Here is a 17328-nt window from a genome sequence, read left to right as displayed (position 1 = left end):
CAGTCGCTCTAGAGGACCAGCGTCAACCCACCGGTAACGATGGCGAACAGAATGGATAACCAGATCACGGTCCTCCAGGGGAAAGGCGGAGGAGGCGGTTCAATCGCCAACTCTTTTTCAAGGTAGTTTCTGAGCAGGCGGGTGTTGCGGGTGTTGGCTTTATAGACCGCGTCAAAGGCATCACCGACCACCGGCAGCAGCCCACCCAGGAAATCAATACCCATGTTGCGCAGCATGCGAAGCTTAACGGCCTTACTAGCACCCGCCCGCTGCGCCTCCACCAGCACGTAGCCGGCGAGCACCAGGCCCACGGCGTCTCCCACCACTGGCAGCAAGCCAATTACAGCCTCTGCACCAATCCTTACATTGGTAAACGGAATAGCAATGTTGCTATCCGTAAACCGGCTGAATTTATCCAGCCGCTCGAGAATGGCCCGCCGACGGGCTTCGGATGGTTTCGGCATATCCTCTCCAGCTCAAGCGATCATTCAGGCTTTGCGCCGATTTCCTCGAATGCCTGAACCAGGGTATCCGGTTCCTGGGCGCCGGAGATCAGGTATTTACCATTCACAATAAACGCCGGCACGGCAGAAACGCCCGCCTGTTGGTAGGTAGCTTCGTCCTGTCGAACCACGTCGGCGAATTCGTCAGAATCCAGAATTTGCTCAGCCCTGGCTCTATCCAGCCCCAGGCTCTCGACGCAGCCCAGCAACACGTTCTGGTCTGAAACATCCTCTGCCTTTCCGAAATACGCCTCAAAAAGCGCCTGCTTCATCTCCGTCTGCTTGCCCTGCTCGCCGGCCCACTTCACCAGCCGATGCGCATCGAAGGTGTTGCAGGTGAATCGTTCCTGCATCTTTTCAAAGTTGAGGCTCAGATCTTTCGCAATTGTCATCATCTGGTCCTGGGCGGCGCGCATCTCATCCTCGCTCCGGCCATATTTCCGGGCCAGAGCCGGGAGGATAGGTTCACCCGCGCCACTGTGGTCCGGGTTGAGTTCAAACGCATGCCATTGCACGCTGAACTCATACTCTGGCTCCAACTGCGCCATGGCCTTTTCGAGGCGGGCAAAGCCGATCGCGCACCAGGGGCAGGCGATGTCGGAAACAATGTCAATGTGGATTTTTTGCATGGAAATTCCTGTCAATCGGTGGACGGTTCAAAGGCATCAAGAAAGGTCTGGAAATCCCGTTCCACACATTCCGCGTAGTGGGTGGCAATCGCTCCCACCAACGTAACAAATTCACTCTCCCTGTCTTTAGTCAGGCGCTTCACAGACTCTTCAAACATAAACGGTTGGTCCGGATTAAGCGGACGGCTTGCCCGTTTGTGCTCGGTTGCCAGAACTTCGCCCCAGGTGGCAGCCATCTTCAGAAATCGCTTCTTCTTATCCAGTTTGTCAGTGGGAAAATCGTCCTTGAAAGGAGACCTCTCCCTGATCGAGAAAACCCTGTCCTCGAATTCGAGCCAGCCAAGATAACGGTCCGGGTGTTCCGCCAGGGCACGGAATGCCGCTTCGTGCCGAACGCCTTCGTTGGGGTAAACCCGCCGGTAGGCCTGCAGTTCAGCTTTTGACATGGCAAGCAGCAAGGAAGGCCCGCCCTGCTCCTTGATATCCAGGATGATGTCATCGTTCTGGGAGCCATCTTGGCCTTCGATCAGGGCATAAAACCGCATGGTGCCAAGGGATCCGGTGCCCGCACTGATGCGACGAACCACGTCCTTGAGCCGGTAGAAGTCATGTTCGCCACCTTTCTCTCTTTTCGCACGATAGGCCTCGAACGCCTCCACGAATCGTTTACGGGCGACGGGAGACAAACGTTTGAGTTTCGGATTAGTGGCGTCGAAAACCCGCTTGCCGCTCTTCTGCAGACGCGTCCACTTATTCAGCATGCGTTTGCGGCCCTTCTTCTTGCCAACCTTCTGCAGAAACTTCTTCAGCGGTTTGCCGGCGGTATCCGCTGTGTAGTGAATTTCCCGCTCCAGGTCGCCCTTGCCGTATCGGGTCGCAGTCTTGAGGTAGCCCTCCACCAGGGCTTCCAGCGCCCCGCGACAGACCGAATCATCAAAGCTGCCATTAGCACGGGTATCGAGCACGAGACTTACCGCCAGCCGCCACAGGTCGTACTGGTAATCCGACACCACTGCGTCATCAAAGTCATCCAGCCCATAAATCACCTCGCCATCATGGTTGGCGAAGGCGCCGAAGTTATACACATGGGCATCGCCCTGTATCCAGGTCTGGGTACCTGCCACCCCGCCAAACAGGGCAAATCGCCAGTCGTTGTACATGTCCTGCCAGAACAGATGGCTGGTACCACGGAAAAAGCGGTAGGGGGACTCAGCCATGGCCGCAAACTTTTTCTTGCGGGCCGGCGCATCAAGCTCAGAGTTGTTCTCGTTGATCGCCTGAATGACCTGTTGATCCCGATTGTGAAGCGTCAGATCCTTGATCATATCCAGCTCTCTTTGATGGTTTTCGAAGACTGAATCCAGCCTAACATGGACGCCGGTCAGCCATCTCCCGCCAGATGCTCGCGGATCAAATCCGCCATCTGCCGTGCGGGCTCCGTTGGTCGGCCAGACGGGCGATGAAGCGCCATCTCGATGGATTGCAGGGCGGGCATGCCGCTTCGTTCGTCCAGAACCCGCAACTGGGGTGTGAGCATATCGCGGGTCACAGGAACCACCGCCAATCCGGCCACAACAACGGGCATCAGCCCCGTCATCGACTGACTTGAGTATGCCAGGCGCCATTGCCGACCCGCAGAAAACAGCGCCTGCTCCGCCACCTCCCTGAACACATCAGCGCCCGGAGAGTAGAGCGCAAGAGGAATGGGGTCTGTGAGGGACGGCTGTTTCTCGGCGCCGACCGCCCACACCAGTGGCTCCCGGCGAATCACTTCACCCCCGGGAGAGCGGGTCTGACGGGTCACAACCGCCAGATCCAGCTCACCGGCCTGCACCTGCTGCAAAAGCCTGACGCTGGAACCACAGATAACCTGAAGCTGGACTGCCGGAAAAAGCTGACTGAAATGGGAAAGAACGGAGGTCAGCAAAAACGCATAGTCTTCGGGGATACCCAGGCTCAGCTGCCCCGATACCTGCCGCTGCCGGAGCGAATCCAGTGCCTCGTTGTTCAGGGACAGCATTTTCCGGGCGTAACCAATCAACTGTTCGCCCTCAGCGGTGAACCGTATACGTCGGCCCTCTCGCTCGTGAAGGGGCACTTCCAACATGGCTTCCAGGCGATGCAACTGCATGCTGACAGTTGACTGGGTATAGGCAAGCCGCTCAGCCGCGGCGGTAACCGTTCCGGTATCGGCGATAGCCACGAGCGTTTGCAGAACGTTCAGATCAAGAATCCGGGGACGCAAATCATCAACTCCTGTGATGCTTTTTATCACTAACCGTTGTTTTTGTGATATCTCAAGCGAGTATATCCTCCCGCTGTCAGATCACAACACACCAGCTAAAGGAGGACTGCCCATGAGGATTCTTAACGCGACCATCCGTCTGCCCAACATCCTGAGCATCAGCGCGGCTCTGGTTGCCGTCGTTCTTTGGGCTGTTGCCCCTTTGCTGGCTGATGCAGCGCAGTCCATCCCGCCCTTCCAGCTTACGACCATCGCCCTGATCAGTGGCGCACTGGCCGTGCTACCCATGAGTTTCCGGGGCCGCGAAGCGCGCAGATCTGTGAAAGTGTCCTGGCAATGGAAACTGGTGATTTTCGGTCTTGTGCCTTTGCTGGTGCTGGGGGCGGTCGGCGCCTATCTGGCCGGGCTGGGCATGGCACCCACCGCAGAGGCGTCACTTATCACCTATACCTGGCCGGTGATGTTCATCTTGATCAGCCAGTGGGCTTTCCATCGGGGGATCGCCCTCCCGGTTATTGCGGGGGCACTGATTGCCTTTTCCGGCGCGGCTTTGCTGCTGGGTCCGGAGGCCCTGAATAATGGTTTTTCAGGCAATCTGACTGGTTACGGGCTAGCTCTTGTGGCCGGGGGATGCTGGGCGCTGTATTCATGGATCTGCCAGGCCACGCCTGTTGCTATAGCTCCTGTCATGCCCGGTCTGTTCCTTCTGGCCGGTGCCGGGGCAGCGGCCGCGGACACCGTTTCCGGCTCTGCCGCCGTGCTGCCGTCAGGAACGGCTCTCGCCGCAGGCGTCGCCCTCGGTCTGGGGCCATACGGGCTGGCCATGGTGGCCTGGGACCTGGCTCTCCGGAAGGGGCCCACGGCCCTGGTGGGCAGTCTCGCCTACGCGGTACCAGTGCTGGCGGCCCTTTTCCTGGTGCTGGCCGGAATCGCAGCGCCGGACTGGCGGCTGCCCCTGGCAGCCGTGCTTGTGGTGCTGGGCTCACTTGTGGCATCAAGCCGCAGGCAGGCTTGAACAGGCCATACCGTGAGGCAAGCCCGCTTGGTCAGGGACAGCGGTCTTTACTGGAAGACTTGCGTATACTCCTCATGAGTCACTCAAACCGCATGAGGAGTATGCCAATGGTCGATGAAGATACACTCACCGCTCTGAAAACCGCCTTTACCTTCATGCCCCAGCCGGTCGAGATCAACCGGTTTGAATACGGGGATGACGCTGACAGAATACTCGCTCAGGTGAACTTTGTGCGGGAAGTGCTAACCAGTCACGGCATTGACCCGGAAGAAGTCGCCGGCGAAATCAATCCGGACTCATCCCCCAATTCCTGCTACTGAACCAACAGTGTTTTCGGGAGAACGCATGCCTTACCAGTTTGACGATCTGAAGCGAAGCTGCCAGTCCGAGTGGCAGGCGTATATCCAGCACGACTTCGTGCAGCAATTGGGTAATGCGTCGCTGGCGCCCGAAGCGTTCCAGCATTATCTGAAACAGGACTACCTTTTTCTGATCCAGTTTGCCCGTGCCTTTGCGCTGGCCGCCTATAAAAGCCCGACACTGTCGGACCTCCGCCAGGCCAAGGACGGTTTGCAGGCCATCCTGGATGTGGAACTGGATCTGCACGTCAGCTACTGCAAGGAATGGGGCATTTCCGAACAAGAACTGGCCGACCTGCCGGAAGCCCGCGCCACACTCGCCTACACGCGCTATGTTCTGGATACCGGCAACCGCGGCGATCTGCTGGACCTGCACGTTGCCCTGTCACCGTGCATGGTGGGTTACGGTGAAATCGCCAACTGGCTGAACAGCCGGGCGGAAACGATTCGGGGTGAGAACAACCCCTACGACGCCTGGATCGCGATGTACGAGAGCGACGAGTTCCAGGACGCCATGAAGGCAGAGATCCGCTGGCTCGATGAGCGACTGGCCGAAGTCTCCCCTGCCCGCTTCAAAGAGCTGAGTCGGATTTTCAGCGACGCCACCCGGCTTGAAATCGATTTCTGGGAAATGGGCCTAAAGCAGAGCGACTGACCGGCCTCACCGGAGTGGCAGGTAGAGCCCACGGTTAATATTCAACCTCGCTCTGCCTGCTCCTCCCGCAGTTTCGTCCGTACGTTCATCAACACTTTCCCGTAACGGTTCTCGCCCCGCCGATCCCGGCCACAGCCCCAGAAATAATCGAAATTGCTGTTCTCAACGATTTTCGTGTCGCCGGTATCCAGTAGAGCCTCTGCCAGTTCGGGATGGGTTCGGCAGCGCACGTAGATCCCTCGTGTCATAACGGTTTCGCGCACCTGTTTCCAATCCCGCCGCAGGCTCTTATGACGCTTGCGCCCAAGCTTTCCTGCCTTGCCGGGCGTATCGGCGTTGCGCACCTTTTCCTGGCGGTTGTCGTCAGTAAACTTCATCCCCTGGAAATAGTGTTCCACGGTTGGCCAGATCTTGCCTTCCAACTCGAAACTGTATGGGGCATGGGTGCCCAGCGGGTTTTCCGGGTCGGTTCGTGACATGAACAGGTCGTTCTCGCCGTTGTCGTCGGGGAAGAGAGACATTCTTGCGATCCTTTAGAAAAGAAGTGGTCCTAGAATACCCACAGTATCAACGAGTCCGCGCCAATGGTCACGCCAATAAATCGGCCTCTCGGCCAGACTAGAGATCCTGCGAGCGCTGATTAATTGACCTACCGCCCGCAGAGCGCGCAAACTGCTTTGAGTGACTCTTCAAGAGCGAATGCCATTACTATGCCCGCAAACGTAAAAACCCGGGTTCTCTTTCATTCCAGACGCCTGAATATCTACCTGGTCAGATATCCAGAAGGCCACAAGGTAGGGCCGCACGTGGACATGGTTTCCGAGGGCCGGCTCTATAAACTCAATTGGGTTCTGGCCAAACCCAAAGCCGGTGGCGAATTCATTTGCGACAAGAACATTTTCAACCTTTTTGGAAGATTATATCTGTTTCGCCCGGATCTCTATCAGCATCGGGTATCAAAGATCGAGCGCGGAAATCGATGGCTGTTAAGCTTTGCATTGACTTCCGGCCTCCATAACTCAAGCAGGACAATGTCATGATGTATTTTGCCCATGAAATGAGCCGCGCTGCGCTGATGCCCTTGCGCATGATGACAGACGCACAGAGTAAATTGCTCAGGCATCCTCTCAGCCCCCTGTCCCGCTTACCGGGCGCTCGCAGTATTGCCTCCGCCTATGGCGTGTTCGGCGACCTGACCCGCCGCTACCCGAAACCGGCCTTCAATCTGCACACAACGGTGTGCGACGGCGAAGAGGTCGACATCAGTGAAGCCATCGTCAAACGCAGACCCTTTGCCCAGCTCAAGCATTTCCAGCGCAGCGTATCGCGCCCCGATGATCCGAAACTCCTGATCGTTGCGCCCTTGTCCGGGCACTTTGCCTCACTGCTGCGTGGCACTGTGAAGGAAATGCTGCCAGACCACGACGTCTACATCACCGACTGGCGCGATGCCTGCAGGGTTCCTCTGTCCGCTGGCGACTTTGGGCTGGACGACTATATCGACTACGTTATCGATTTTATTGAAGAACTCGGGCCGGACACCCATGTATTGGCAGTGTGCCAACCCGTAGTGCCGGTGCTCGCAGCTACGGCCATCATGGCCGAGGACAATAACCCCGCGACACCACGCTCGCTGGCCCTGATGAGCGGCCCAATAGATGGACGCGTCGACCCCACCGCACCATGCGAGCTCGCGACCAAACACAATCTGGCCTGGTTCCGACGCAACCTGGTTCACCCTGTGCCCGCGCCTTACCCGGGAGCCATGCGAAAAGTTTATCCCGGCTTTCTGCAACTGACCGGATTCGTGAACATGAATTTTGACCGCCACGTTGACGCCTACCGGGGACTTTTCAAGTCCATGCGGAATAAGGAAGTCGAGAAGATCAGGCGTCATCGTGAGTTCTACGATGAGTATCTTGCGGTCATGGACCTACCGGCCACTTACTACCTGGACACTATCCAACGTGTGTTCCAGGAGTTTCACCTTGCCCGGGGTTGCTTCATGCATCGCGGCCGAAAAGTGAATCCGGCGGCAATCGAAAAGACAGCACTGATGACAATCGAAGGCGAGAAAGACGACATTTCCAGTCCCGGACAGACCCGGGCCGCCCACGACCTGTGCGTGAATATTCCGGAATCCAGGCGTCTGCACCATCTGCAAAAGGGAGTTGGCCATTACGGTGTCTTCAACGGCAGCCAATGGCGCGAATCCATTGCGCCGCGGCTCAAGACGTTCATCCGCAAAGCGTGACAGGCATCAAGTTTTCTTGTCGCATTTCAGGAGCTCTGCTAGCTTGAATGAGGTTATGAATCATAAAAAATTACATTCAAAGCGAGCTATCGCTCCAGGGAGGATTTCATGCAAGATCTCAAAGGGAAAGTCGCCCTCGTAACCGGCGCCTCACGAGGCATCGGTCGCCATATCGCGCTTCAACTTGCCCAGCGTGGCGCCGATGTCGCCATCAACTACCGCTCCCGTCAGCATGAAGGCGATGAGGTTGCCAAGGAAATCGAGGCGACCGGCGTCCGGGCGCTTGCCTTCAAGGCAGACCTGTCAAAAATGCCGGAAGCACGGAGCCTGGTACGCCAGGTTCAGGATCAGTGGGGCCGCATCGATATCCTGGTGAACAACGCCGGCATCACCAAAGACAAGTCCATGAAGAAGCTTACCGACGACGATTGGAACGACGTCCTCGATACCAACCTGGGCAGCGTCTACGCGACCTGCTCCGAAGTATTGAAGATTATGATGGAGCAGAAGTACGGTCGCATCATCAATATCACGTCTTTCGTCGGGCAGGCGGGCAACTTCGGGCAAGCCAACTACGCGGCCAGTAAGGGCGGCATTATTGCCTTCACCAAGACCCTGGCGCTCGAAATGGCCAAGTACAACATCACGGTCAATGCCATCGCCCCCGGCTTTACCGAAACCGAAATGCTGGCTCAGGTTCCGGAGAACATCCGGGAACAGATCATTGCCCGGGTTCCCATGGGTCGTTTTGGCAAGCCGGAGGAAATCGCCCGCGCCGTGGTTTTCCTGGCCGCAGAAGGGGATTACATCACCGGCCAGCAGATCAACGTTAACGGCGGCGTTTACATGTAACATTTGAAAGACAGAAGGCGAAAAAATGGCTGATAAACCAATAAAAAAGCAATCACCGCCTGAATTCGAACCCAATGTGGTAAGCCGCTCACTGGCGCGAGTCGGTGTTCATGGTGGCCGTTTGCTCAAGCGCTCTGTCATGCGTCGTTTACGGGGTGGCCCGCCGAATCCGGCCAGCGTGGGGAGCATGACCAAACCCTTCGTTACCCTGACCGGCAAGCTTGCCACCCAGCCAGACACGCTTCTGTTCGCGCAGATGCGACTGTTAAAGGATACCAGCCTGTTCTGGTCTGGCATGCTCGCCAGCGGCATTGGCAAGAAACCACTGACCGTAGCCGAACCGGAACCCGGCGACGGCCGATTCCGGGACCAGGCCTGGAACGACGTCATAGCCTTCAACGCCCTCAAGCAGGCCTATTTGCTGTCAACCCGCTGGGTTATGGACACCATTGACGATGTCAGGGATCTGGACGAGCACGATAAACGGAAAGTCCGTTTTTTCACCAGCCAGATGACCGATGCCCTTGCCCCGAGCAACTTCATCCTGAGCAATCCGGAAGTGCTGCGCACAACCGTGAAGACACGGGGCAGGAATTTGCTGCGAGGCCTGGCAAACCTGCTTCGTGATCTGGACGAGGGCAAGGGCCCGATGCCCTTCCGCATGTCTGATCCGGACGCCTTTGAGGTGGGCGACAATCTGGCCAACACACCGGGCGACGTGGTGTTCCAGAACGATCTGATGCAACTCATCCAATACCGGCCGACCACCGACACCGTCCATCGCCGGCCTTTGCTGGTGATCCCCCCCTGGATCAATAAGTACTACATCCTCGATCTTGGAGAGAAGAAATCCTTCATTCGTTATTGGGTGGAACAGGGGCACACCGTGTTCGTGGTTTCCTGGGTAAATCCCGGTCCAGAGCTGGCACACAAGACCTTTGAAGATTACATGCTCGAAGGTCCGGTCGCCGCGATGGATGCGATCGAGCAGGCGACGGGTGAGCGAGAAATCAACACCGTCGGGTATTGCATCGGCGGAACACTGCTGGGTTGCACGCTCGCCTGGCTGGCCGCTCGCGGGGATGACCGCGTTAAAAGCGCGACGTTTCTCAACAGCATGATGGATTTCTCGGACGTCGGAGATCTGGAAGTCTTCATCGACGAAGACTCGATCGCCAAAATCGAAAAGGCCATGAACAAACAGGGCTATCTTGAAGGTGCTTCCATGGCAACGGCCTTCAACATGCTAAGGGCCAACAGCCTGATATGGTCATTTTTCGTCAACAATTACCTTCTCGGCCGCGATACTGCGCCCTTTGACCTGTTGTACTGGAATTCGGACGCCACTCGCATGCCGGCGGCCATGCACAGTTTCTACCTGCGAAATATGTACCTGAACAACCGGCTGCGCGAACCCGGTGGCATAACACTGGCAGGAACGCCAATCGATTTGAGGAAAGTGAAGATACCCAGCTATTTTGCCTCCGCTATTGAGGACCACATAGCGCCCTGGGTCTCATGCTACAAGGGTGCACAGAACCTTGGCGGCCCATTGCGTTTTGTCCTCGGCGGCTCCGGACACATCGCCGGCATCATAAATCCACCCGAGAAGAAAAAGTACGGGTATCGCCTGAATGCAGAGAACCCACCCAACCCAGAAGAATGGCTGAAAGGTGCCGAGCAGTTTGAAGGTTCCTGGTGGCCCGACTGGGTAGCTTGGGCAGAACAGTTCGGCGGCGGCGAAGTGAAGGCCCGGACTCCGGGAGAGGGCAATCTGCCTTTGATCGAGCCCGCGCCTGGAGCGTACTTGCGCAATGAGCCGGCGCCTCCGACCCCGGCCGTCCGGAAGCCACGTCAGCCGATAAAAAGGAAATCGGCTTCTGATAAGCAGAAGGCTTCATCAACCGAGAAAGTCAGCCCAGCAGGCACTCCTTAGCCTCATTGATGCGTGCCGCCAGATAATTGCTGCCCCCATGGTCGGGGTGCAGCTTCTGCATCATCCGTCGATGAGCCTTGATGATCTCATCCCGACTCGCGCCGGGCTCCAGCCCCAGGATGTCCAGCGCCTCGTTTTCAGTCAGAGGACCGCCAGCATTGCCGGTTCCGCCTGACTGAGTGTCTTCAGAGGCGGTCTCATCGTCTGCTCGCCAGGAGTCGCCGAACCGACGGTCCAGGTAGGTCTCCAGAAGGCGGGCTGAGTCCTCATCCTGCGCCCGGCAATAGCGCAGCAACTCAAGGAACTCGCTCTCGCCCAGATCCGCCAGCTCACGGCCCTCCATTGGCCCCTTGATGATTTTTCCATTCATGGTCCCGGAATCGTGATCCAGGGTCATTTCCAGGATGTCACTGGAAACATGCGATTGGTTACCCGATTTGGCACTGGCACCGCTCGCCATGCTGCCCAGGCCTCCTCGCAATAGAGAGGGCAATAACCGACGCAAAAGCGGATAAAGAAACGCCATCCCCGCGAACAGGAAATGCAGACGGCCGGTTGCGGCCAGTAAAACCACTATCCCGATACCGGCCAGAAGAGCGAGCTTGAGAATGGCGGTATTGCGCTGGCTGGCCGGCTGGTTACGCAACCATATCCAGGCAACAACCGCGACAACGATGACAACAAGCGTTAATGGCACTCAGTTACTCCGGGCCAACAGGCCCCTCAGTGGATGTCTACAGGCGCTACCGGATCTGTTTGGTCAAGCGCTTCACTTCCGGAGAGCTGCGGCTGGAAAAGTCCTGCAGGGCCTTGGCTCCCCCGGAAGCATAGACCGCAACGGCCGCCATAAGATCCTTGAGCACCTGCGGGCTATTGCGGTCAAAGGGCGCATAGGCACCTCCAGAGAGTTTGCTCACCTGCTGGAAGACCGCCCGGGCGCGGGCATCGTTGCCCTCGTGAAACATAAACACCGGCGTTCGCAGCATGCCCAACTCCCCGGCGGTATGGCAAAGCTCGTCCACCGCTTCCTCGCAGCAGTCGCCAATAAACACCACCGCCTTGACGGGCTTCGCGCGGGTCTCTTTCACCGCGTGGGCCAATACCCGGCTGATCTGAGTTCGGCCACCGAGGCAGGAAACACCGTTCATCAGGTTCAGCAATTGTCCGGTTTCGGTAACGAACCCCGTGGCCTTGAACTCACCGAAGCCACGGTAGTAACAAAGCTGAATAGCCAGCCCACCCAGATCCCGGGTAGCCATAAACAGTTCACTCTGCAGATGACAGGCCTGATCCCAGGTAGCCTCACGGCTGGCGGTTGCGTCCAGCGCAAAAATCAGCCGCCCCTGTCCACCGCCCTGTTTGGGCAGCGTACGAACCTCGTTGATAAACTGATCGATGGCCTGTTTGTCGGATCGGGTGCGTAGCTCTTTGTCGGACATAGGCTTCTGAAAATCTCCGCGGCTGAAGAATCTGACGCTAAAATAGTAGGGCATAGATCGCGCAATTCACAGGCTTTGCACGAGGCAACGCATGGTGGGCACAGGGCGTTGGTATCAAACCAGGAATTTCGCCAGATTAGGGCTTTCTGTTCTGGCCCCGTTTCTTTTTGTCACTCTGGCCATGCCATGCATGGCGCAGGCATCAAGCAATGCTTATCTGCTCTATCGCCAATGGCAGCCTTACGATTGGCCTGAGAATCGGCCGTCTGCCAACGAAGTGACCCGCTCGCAGCGAGGGCTTGGCTGGCAAAACCAGGGCTCATCCGGCACCTTCGGTATCGATTACGATTACCAGCCATTACGCATCCGCACCGGCGAGCCGGCCCACAACGGGCATCTGCATCGGTTAACCTTCGGCGGCGAATGGCAATACCGACTTTACCGCCTGGAAGCACGGGCCGGTATTGCCGGAACCTCCAACATGTTCAAGTATCAGGACTTCCACAGTGACGTGGTGAACGGCCGTATCGCGCTGTTCCGTGCCATAAATGAAGCCAGCTCCTTCAGCCTCGGCGTTGGCGGCGACCATCGCTTCGGAACTTTCCGCTGGCTTCCAAGGGTGCGCTGGAAACAAAGCAATGAACGTGGCCAGTGGTTGGTAGACCTGCCGGTCTTAGTGCAGTGGCAAAGCCCCGGTCGGCTTTGGGAGTTCCGCTTGGAGCGAATCGGGGATCGATGGGCCACGCTGGATAAGGCCAGGGAAGTCGAAAGTGCCCTCTATTTACGTGAGTGGAGAACAGAACTGACGTACCGGGTTCACGATGGCGAGGGATCCTGGCCGGCAGTGGCTCTTGGCATCGGCGCCAGTATCGATACCCGTGTCCGATACCAGGATCTGGGCACGGGTACCGTGGATCTGAGCCTGGGCGAGGCGCTTCTGGCCAGCCTCAGGCTCGATTGGTAAAAAGGCCATTCATGTCCAAGAGCGGACGTAAACGCTGAAGCTCAACCCGCCAGCGCAGCTCTCACTTTCTTGCTCAGATGTCCCATCTCAACCCGGCCAAGCACCTGGGGCTTGAGCTCGCTCATCACTTTACCCATGTCCTGAATCCCCTGGGCGTCGGTTGCACTGATGGCCATTCGGATCAAACCGTCCAGGTCATCCTCGTTCAGGGCCGCAGGCATGAATTCCTCAATGATCACCATTTCGGCACGCTCTTTGTCTCCCAGTTCCTCACGACCTGCGTCATCGTACTGACTGGCGGCATCGCGGCGCTGCTTGAGCATCTTGTCCAGCACCTTAAGGACGTCCTCGTCGTTGAGCTCGCGGCGTTCATCAATCTCAATCTGCTTCACGGCAGACTGGGCCATGCGCAAAGTAACCAGACGGGTTTTGTCCTTGTTACGCATTGCTTCTTTTACCGCGTTGTTCAGTTGTTCCTTAAGGGTTGGTGCCGTCATTGCTGATCTCCTGTTGTTTGGCTTTACTCTGGTTTATGGGGACGAATCGGGAATAATACAAAGGGTGGGAACCCCATGATTCATGCTGCACTGTAGAATGCAGACATCCCAGGAAAGAAAAAGGCGCCAAGAGCAATGATCGATTTCCGCAGCGATACTGTCACCCGCCCTACCCCCGAGATGCGCGAGGCCATGGCCAGCGCCGAGGTGGGAGACGACGTCTATGGCGACGACCCTACCGTCAACAGTCTGCAGGCCTACGCCGCCGAGCGGCTCGGCTTCGAGGCGGCTCTCTTTACCGCCACCGGCACCCAGGCCAATCTTCTGGCCATCATGAGCCACTGTGGCCGGGGCGATGAGTACCTTTGCGGCCAGTCTGCCCACAATTACCGGTATGAAGGCGGCGGCGCCGCCGTGCTGGGCAGCGTGCAACCTCAACCGATCGAGAACGAGCCAGACGGCAGCATTGATCTCGACAAGGCCAAGGCGGCCATCAAGGCTGACGATTTCCATTTTGCCATTACCCGACTGCTCTCCCTGGAGAACACCATCGGTGGCAGAGTGCTGCACCTGGACTACCAGGGGCAAGCCCGTGCGTTCTGTGACGAGCACGGACTGCTTCTGCACCTGGACGGCGCCCGGGTTTTTAATGCCGCAGTAAAATCCAATTGCGATGTCACCGAGATAACCAGGCACTACGATTCCGTCAGCGTGTGCCTGTCCAAAGGCCTGGGCGCACCGGTTGGGTCGTTACTGCTGGGTTCCCGGGCCTTTATCGAACGGGCAACCCGGCTACGCAAAATGGTGGGTGGCGGCATGCGCCAGGCAGGTATATTGGCCGCTGCCGCGCGCATCGCCCTGGACGATGGGCCGCTCAGGCTGTTTGAGGACCATGACAATGCTGAATACCTGAGTACCGGGCTGGCCAAGATTCCGGAACTGGAGATCAACCCGGCCATTACCCAGACCAACATCGTCTACGCGCGATGCAAGGCAGGCAAATCGTCACAACTAAAAGACTTCCTGGCGGAACAAGGCATCCTGATTACCGCCGGCAACCCTATCCGTTTTGTCACTCACCGGGATGTCAGCCGACAGGATGTAGACACCTTGCTGAGCGCCATACAGCAATTCTATCCCTCTTGATCACCCTCCCTGAAACAACAAAGCCCCTCGATGAGGGGCTTTGTTGACGCTTCAGGTTGTAATGGATCTGCCGGTCACATCTTGCCCTCGGCAATCAGCAAGCGGCGCTCGTGATGAAGGCCTTTGAACAGACTGTACATCATCACCAACAGCACCAGAGTAAAGGGCAGCCCAACACTCAGGGCGCCGGCCTGCAGCGCGCCCAGCGCTTCTTTACCGCCTACAAACAGCAGCACCCCGGCAATCGAACCTTCAATAACCGCCCAGAAAATCCGCTGTGCCTTCGGGGCGTCAGTCTTACCACCTGAGGTGATGCTATCGATCACCAGTGAACCGGAATCCGAGGAGGTCACGAAGAAGGTCAACACCAGAGTGATCCCGATGAACGATGTAATCCCCGACAATGAAATGTTCTCAAGCGCCTGGAACATCGCCAGCGATACCTCGGTAAGCCCCTCAGACGCCAAAACGCCAATGTCGTTCTGAACCTGGTGGAGGGCACCGCCGCCGAAAGCGCTCATCCAGAACAGTGTGATAATCGTGGGGATAATCAGCACGGCGGTGACAAATTCGCGCACCGTGCGACCATGGGACACCCGCGCGATAAACATGCCCACGAACGGTGACCAGGAAATCCACCAGGCCCAGTAGAATACTGTCCAGCCATGGAACCAGGTCGTGTCTTCCTCCCGACCGAACGGGTTGCTGAGAGCAAACATGTTGGATGCGTAGGACACCGACGTATCCCAGAGCCACTGGAACACCGCCAGCGTGGGTCCGGCAAACATCACAAACACGAGCAGCAACCCCGCCATCACCATGTTGGCGTTACTCAAAATCCGGACACCGCCGTGAATGCCGCGAATTACCGATAAGGTTGCGACAGCCGTGACACCTGCAATCACACCCACCTGAATATTCAGGCCACCTTCGATACCAAACAGATAGGAAATACCCGATGCGGCCTGCTGGGCGCCAAAGCCGAGCGAGGTCGCAAGACCAAAAATCGTCGCCAGAACAGACACAGTATCGATCACATGACCGGGCCAGCCCCAGACCTTATCCCCGAGAATCGGGAAGAATGCAGAGCGAATGGTTAACGGCAGGCCCTTGTTAAAGGCAAAGAAAGACAGCGAAAGTCCGACAATCGCGTAAATAGCCCAGGGATGCAGACCCCAGTGATACATGGTTGCACCCATCGCCAGGCGCGCACCTTCTGCGGTGTTAGGCTCAACGCCAAGAGGCGTTCCATACCAGTCGGTGTAATAGGCAACTGGCTCAGCGACCGACCAGAACATCAGCCCTGTGCCCATGCCTGCCGCAAACAGCATGGCAAACCAGGAAAGCATGGAGAATTCCGGCTTGGCATCAATACCGCCAATCCGGATCTTGCCCACCGGCATGAAAATCAGGGCCAGGCAGAACAGAACAAACAGATTTGCACTGAGAAGAAAGCCCCAGTCGAAGATAGCGATCGCACCATTCTTGGCGCTATCGAGCAATTCCTTTGCACCCGAAGGAAAAATGAGTGTTCCGACAACAAAAGCAACGATCAGGATAGCGGTTAACGGGAAAACAATGTTGTGGATATCAAACCCGAATTTCTCGATATTATCCTGACCCGCCACGTAGTCGGTCTGATAATCATCTTTGATGATGTCACCCAATGTGAGGACTCCTTTGACTGCGTAACCCGGCAGTCGGTTGGAAAATTTACCTCCTTAAGTGCTACACCAATATTTTGAACTCTAAGAATTAAAATTTCCAACTTGTTCTCAAAAGCCCACGAAATTTACCCCGATAAACGCAGATCCGCGCTCGTTGGCATCCTGCTGAATTAATCACGCCAGTTACTCTGGTAGACTTGTTCAAACGCTTACCTCCGCGAAAACGTTAACAGGCCTACGACCATGAAACTCAACCCATTTAATACCCGAATCGGCCTGGCCCTGGGGGGCGGCGCGGCAAAGGGCATTGCGCACATTGGTGTGCTGAAAGCGTTTGAAGAAGAGCAAATCAAGATTCACTGCATTGCCGGCACCAGTGCAGGCGCACTGATCGCAAGCTACTACGCCTTCGGTCGCCCGGCGGAATCCATCCTTTCCATCTGCTCGACGCTGAACCTCTCGAAAATCATCAACTTTACCTTTGAGCGTGGCGGCCTGTTCAGCACCCACGCCATTCGGGAGATGATCCACCGGGATCTCGGGGATGTCCGGATCGAAGACGCCGAGATCCCACTGGCAATCTGTGCAACGGATATCGAAACCGGCGAACAGTTGATCTTCCGGGAAGGCAACCTGGCGGATGTCGTTTGCGCCTCCATGGCGGTACCCGGCCTGTTTGTACCGGTTGAGATTGATGGCCGAACCCTGGTCGACGGCGGGCTGGTTGAAAACGTCCCCATTTCGCCTTTAGCGAAAATGGGCGCCGGGATTACAGTAGCGGTTGATCTCAGCCATGTTAGCCGGTACCCGAAACCGGACAACACCTTCGATGTCATCACCAACGCCATCAACATCGGCATCGACTTCAACACCCGCAAGCAGCTGAAAAACGCCGATATATCAGTACCGCTGGACCTGAGCGACTACAGCCTCACCAACAACGCAGACCGTGTTGACGAGCTTTACCTGGAAGGCTATCACCCCATGAAGAAAAAGATTCGCCAGTTACTCTGGTACAAGCGAATGCATCTCGCCATCAGCCTTCTAAAAACAACCCGGACGTTAATGCCCTTCAAGGTGCCCGAGATTCTCAAAGAGCTCAAACGCCACGGCTTTGCGCTGCGCCATCGACATTAGCCACTCAATCGCCTTGAGCGGTGAACCAAA

General features: G+C 56.9%; 19 protein-coding genes. 10 read left to right on the top strand and 9 right to left on the bottom strand.

Going from position 1 to position 17328, the window contains the following annotated elements; translation table 11 throughout:
• Positions 1-8: 8 nt before the first annotated feature.
• Genes CFT65_RS07010 through CFT65_RS06995 form a run of 4 tightly spaced genes read right to left on the bottom strand, consistent with a single transcriptional unit; the run spans position 9 to position 3377 of the window.
• Positions 9-464, bottom strand: a complete 456-nt coding sequence (locus CFT65_RS07010; RefSeq protein WP_088827262.1) for a DUF4112 domain-containing protein — start codon at positions 462-464, stop codon at positions 9-11.
• A gap of 20 nt (positions 465-484) precedes the next feature.
• Positions 485-1132: a DsbA family oxidoreductase gene (locus CFT65_RS07005; RefSeq protein ID WP_088827260.1), complete on the bottom strand. Its 648-nt coding sequence runs from the start codon at positions 1130-1132 to the stop codon at positions 485-487.
• A gap of 11 nt (positions 1133-1143) precedes the next feature.
• On the bottom strand, positions 1144-2457 hold the full coding sequence (locus tag CFT65_RS07000; RefSeq protein ID WP_088827258.1) for a DUF2252 domain-containing protein: 1314 nt from the start codon (positions 2455-2457) through the stop codon (positions 1144-1146).
• Between the two features lie 56 nt (positions 2458-2513).
• Positions 2514-3377 (bottom strand): LysR substrate-binding domain-containing protein, encoded by an 864-nt coding sequence (locus CFT65_RS06995; protein WP_088827256.1) that lies wholly within the window; start codon positions 3375-3377, stop codon positions 2514-2516.
• Between the two features lie 112 nt (positions 3378-3489).
• Between CFT65_RS06995 and CFT65_RS06990 the strand changes: the two genes are divergently transcribed.
• From CFT65_RS06990 to tenA, 3 genes are all read left to right on the top strand, one after another.
• Positions 3490-4392 (top strand): DMT family transporter, encoded by a 903-nt coding sequence (locus CFT65_RS06990; RefSeq protein ID WP_088827254.1) that lies wholly within the window; start codon positions 3490-3492, stop codon positions 4390-4392.
• 107 nt (positions 4393-4499) lie between these two features.
• The gene (locus CFT65_RS06985; RefSeq protein WP_088827252.1) at positions 4500-4712 is read left to right on the top strand and encodes a penicillin-binding protein; all 213 of its coding nucleotides are present in this window, start codon (positions 4500-4502) and stop codon (positions 4710-4712) included.
• Between the two features lie 25 nt (positions 4713-4737).
• Positions 4738-5406, top strand: a complete 669-nt coding sequence (tenA, locus tag CFT65_RS06980; protein ID WP_088827250.1) for a thiaminase II — start codon at positions 4738-4740, stop codon at positions 5404-5406.
• Between the two features lie 41 nt (positions 5407-5447).
• Here tenA and CFT65_RS06975 read toward each other — a convergent pair whose 3' ends face one another.
• The gene (locus tag CFT65_RS06975) at positions 5448-5927 is read right to left on the bottom strand and encodes an NADAR family protein (protein WP_088827248.1); all 480 of its coding nucleotides are present in this window, start codon (positions 5925-5927) and stop codon (positions 5448-5450) included.
• Positions 5928-6116: 189 nt separating this feature from the next.
• Between CFT65_RS06975 and CFT65_RS06970 the strand changes: the two genes are divergently transcribed.
• The 4 genes from CFT65_RS06970 (at position 6117) to CFT65_RS06955 (ending at position 10448) form a co-directional block, all read left to right on the top strand.
• Positions 6117-6446, top strand: a complete 330-nt coding sequence (locus CFT65_RS06970; RefSeq protein ID WP_088827246.1) for a 2OG-Fe(II) oxygenase — start codon at positions 6117-6119, stop codon at positions 6444-6446.
• Positions 6443-7660, top strand: a complete 1218-nt coding sequence (locus CFT65_RS06965; protein WP_088827244.1) for a polyhydroxyalkanoate depolymerase — start codon at positions 6443-6445, stop codon at positions 7658-7660. Before CFT65_RS06970 ends, CFT65_RS06965 begins: the two co-directional genes overlap by 4 nt.
• Positions 7661-7768: 108 nt before the next feature.
• Positions 7769-8512 carry a 3-oxoacyl-[acyl-carrier-protein] reductase gene (gene fabG / locus CFT65_RS06960; protein WP_088827242.1) on the top strand — a complete coding sequence of 248 codons (744 nt, stop codon included), beginning with the start codon at positions 7769-7771 and terminating at the stop codon, positions 8510-8512.
• A gap of 25 nt (positions 8513-8537) precedes the next feature.
• Positions 8538-10448 carry a PHA/PHB synthase family protein gene (locus tag CFT65_RS06955; protein WP_088827239.1) on the top strand — a complete coding sequence of 637 codons (1911 nt, stop codon included), beginning with the start codon at positions 8538-8540 and terminating at the stop codon, positions 10446-10448.
• Here CFT65_RS06955 and CFT65_RS06950 read toward each other — a convergent pair.
• Together CFT65_RS06950 and CFT65_RS06945 are read right to left on the bottom strand one after the other, a co-directional pair.
• On the bottom strand, positions 10426-11145 hold the full coding sequence (locus CFT65_RS06950; RefSeq protein ID WP_088827237.1) for a DnaJ domain-containing protein: 720 nt from the start codon (positions 11143-11145) through the stop codon (positions 10426-10428). The genes CFT65_RS06955 and CFT65_RS06950 overlap by 23 nt on opposite strands.
• Positions 11146-11191: 46 nt before the next feature.
• Positions 11192-11887 carry a hypothetical protein gene (locus tag CFT65_RS06945; RefSeq protein ID WP_088827235.1) on the bottom strand — a complete coding sequence of 232 codons (696 nt, stop codon included), beginning with the start codon at positions 11885-11887 and terminating at the stop codon, positions 11192-11194.
• Between the two features lie 190 nt (positions 11888-12077).
• Between CFT65_RS06945 and CFT65_RS06940 the strand changes: the two genes are divergently transcribed.
• The gene (locus CFT65_RS06940; protein ID WP_141103805.1) at positions 12078-12851 is read left to right on the top strand and encodes a hypothetical protein; all 774 of its coding nucleotides are present in this window, start codon (positions 12078-12080) and stop codon (positions 12849-12851) included.
• Between the two features lie 41 nt (positions 12852-12892).
• On the opposite strand, the gene CFT65_RS06935 is transcribed toward CFT65_RS06940, so the two are convergent.
• Positions 12893-13348, bottom strand: a complete 456-nt coding sequence (locus CFT65_RS06935; RefSeq protein ID WP_088827232.1) for a GatB/YqeY domain-containing protein — start codon at positions 13346-13348, stop codon at positions 12893-12895.
• Positions 13349-13483: 135 nt separating this feature from the next.
• Between CFT65_RS06935 and ltaE the strand changes: the two genes are divergently transcribed.
• Positions 13484-14494 (top strand): low-specificity L-threonine aldolase, encoded by a 1011-nt coding sequence (gene ltaE / locus CFT65_RS06930; RefSeq protein ID WP_088827231.1) that lies wholly within the window; start codon positions 13484-13486, stop codon positions 14492-14494.
• 74 nt (positions 14495-14568) lie between these two features.
• On the opposite strand, the gene CFT65_RS06925 is transcribed toward ltaE, so the two are convergent.
• Positions 14569-16161 (bottom strand): BCCT family transporter, encoded by a 1593-nt coding sequence (locus tag CFT65_RS06925; protein ID WP_088827230.1) that lies wholly within the window; start codon positions 16159-16161, stop codon positions 14569-14571.
• Between the two features lie 243 nt (positions 16162-16404).
• On the opposite strand from CFT65_RS06925, the gene CFT65_RS06920 reads away from it, so the two are divergent.
• Positions 16405-17298, top strand: a complete 894-nt coding sequence (locus CFT65_RS06920; protein ID WP_088827229.1) for a patatin-like phospholipase family protein — start codon at positions 16405-16407, stop codon at positions 17296-17298.
• The last annotated feature ends 30 nt before the right edge of the window (positions 17299-17328 follow it).

Source organism: Marinobacter sp. es.048 (assembly GCF_900188435.1).
In the GTDB taxonomy this organism is placed as follows: Bacteria; Pseudomonadota; Gammaproteobacteria; order Pseudomonadales; family Oleiphilaceae; genus Marinobacter.
This window is presented reverse-complemented; position numbering and strand designations above follow the sequence as displayed.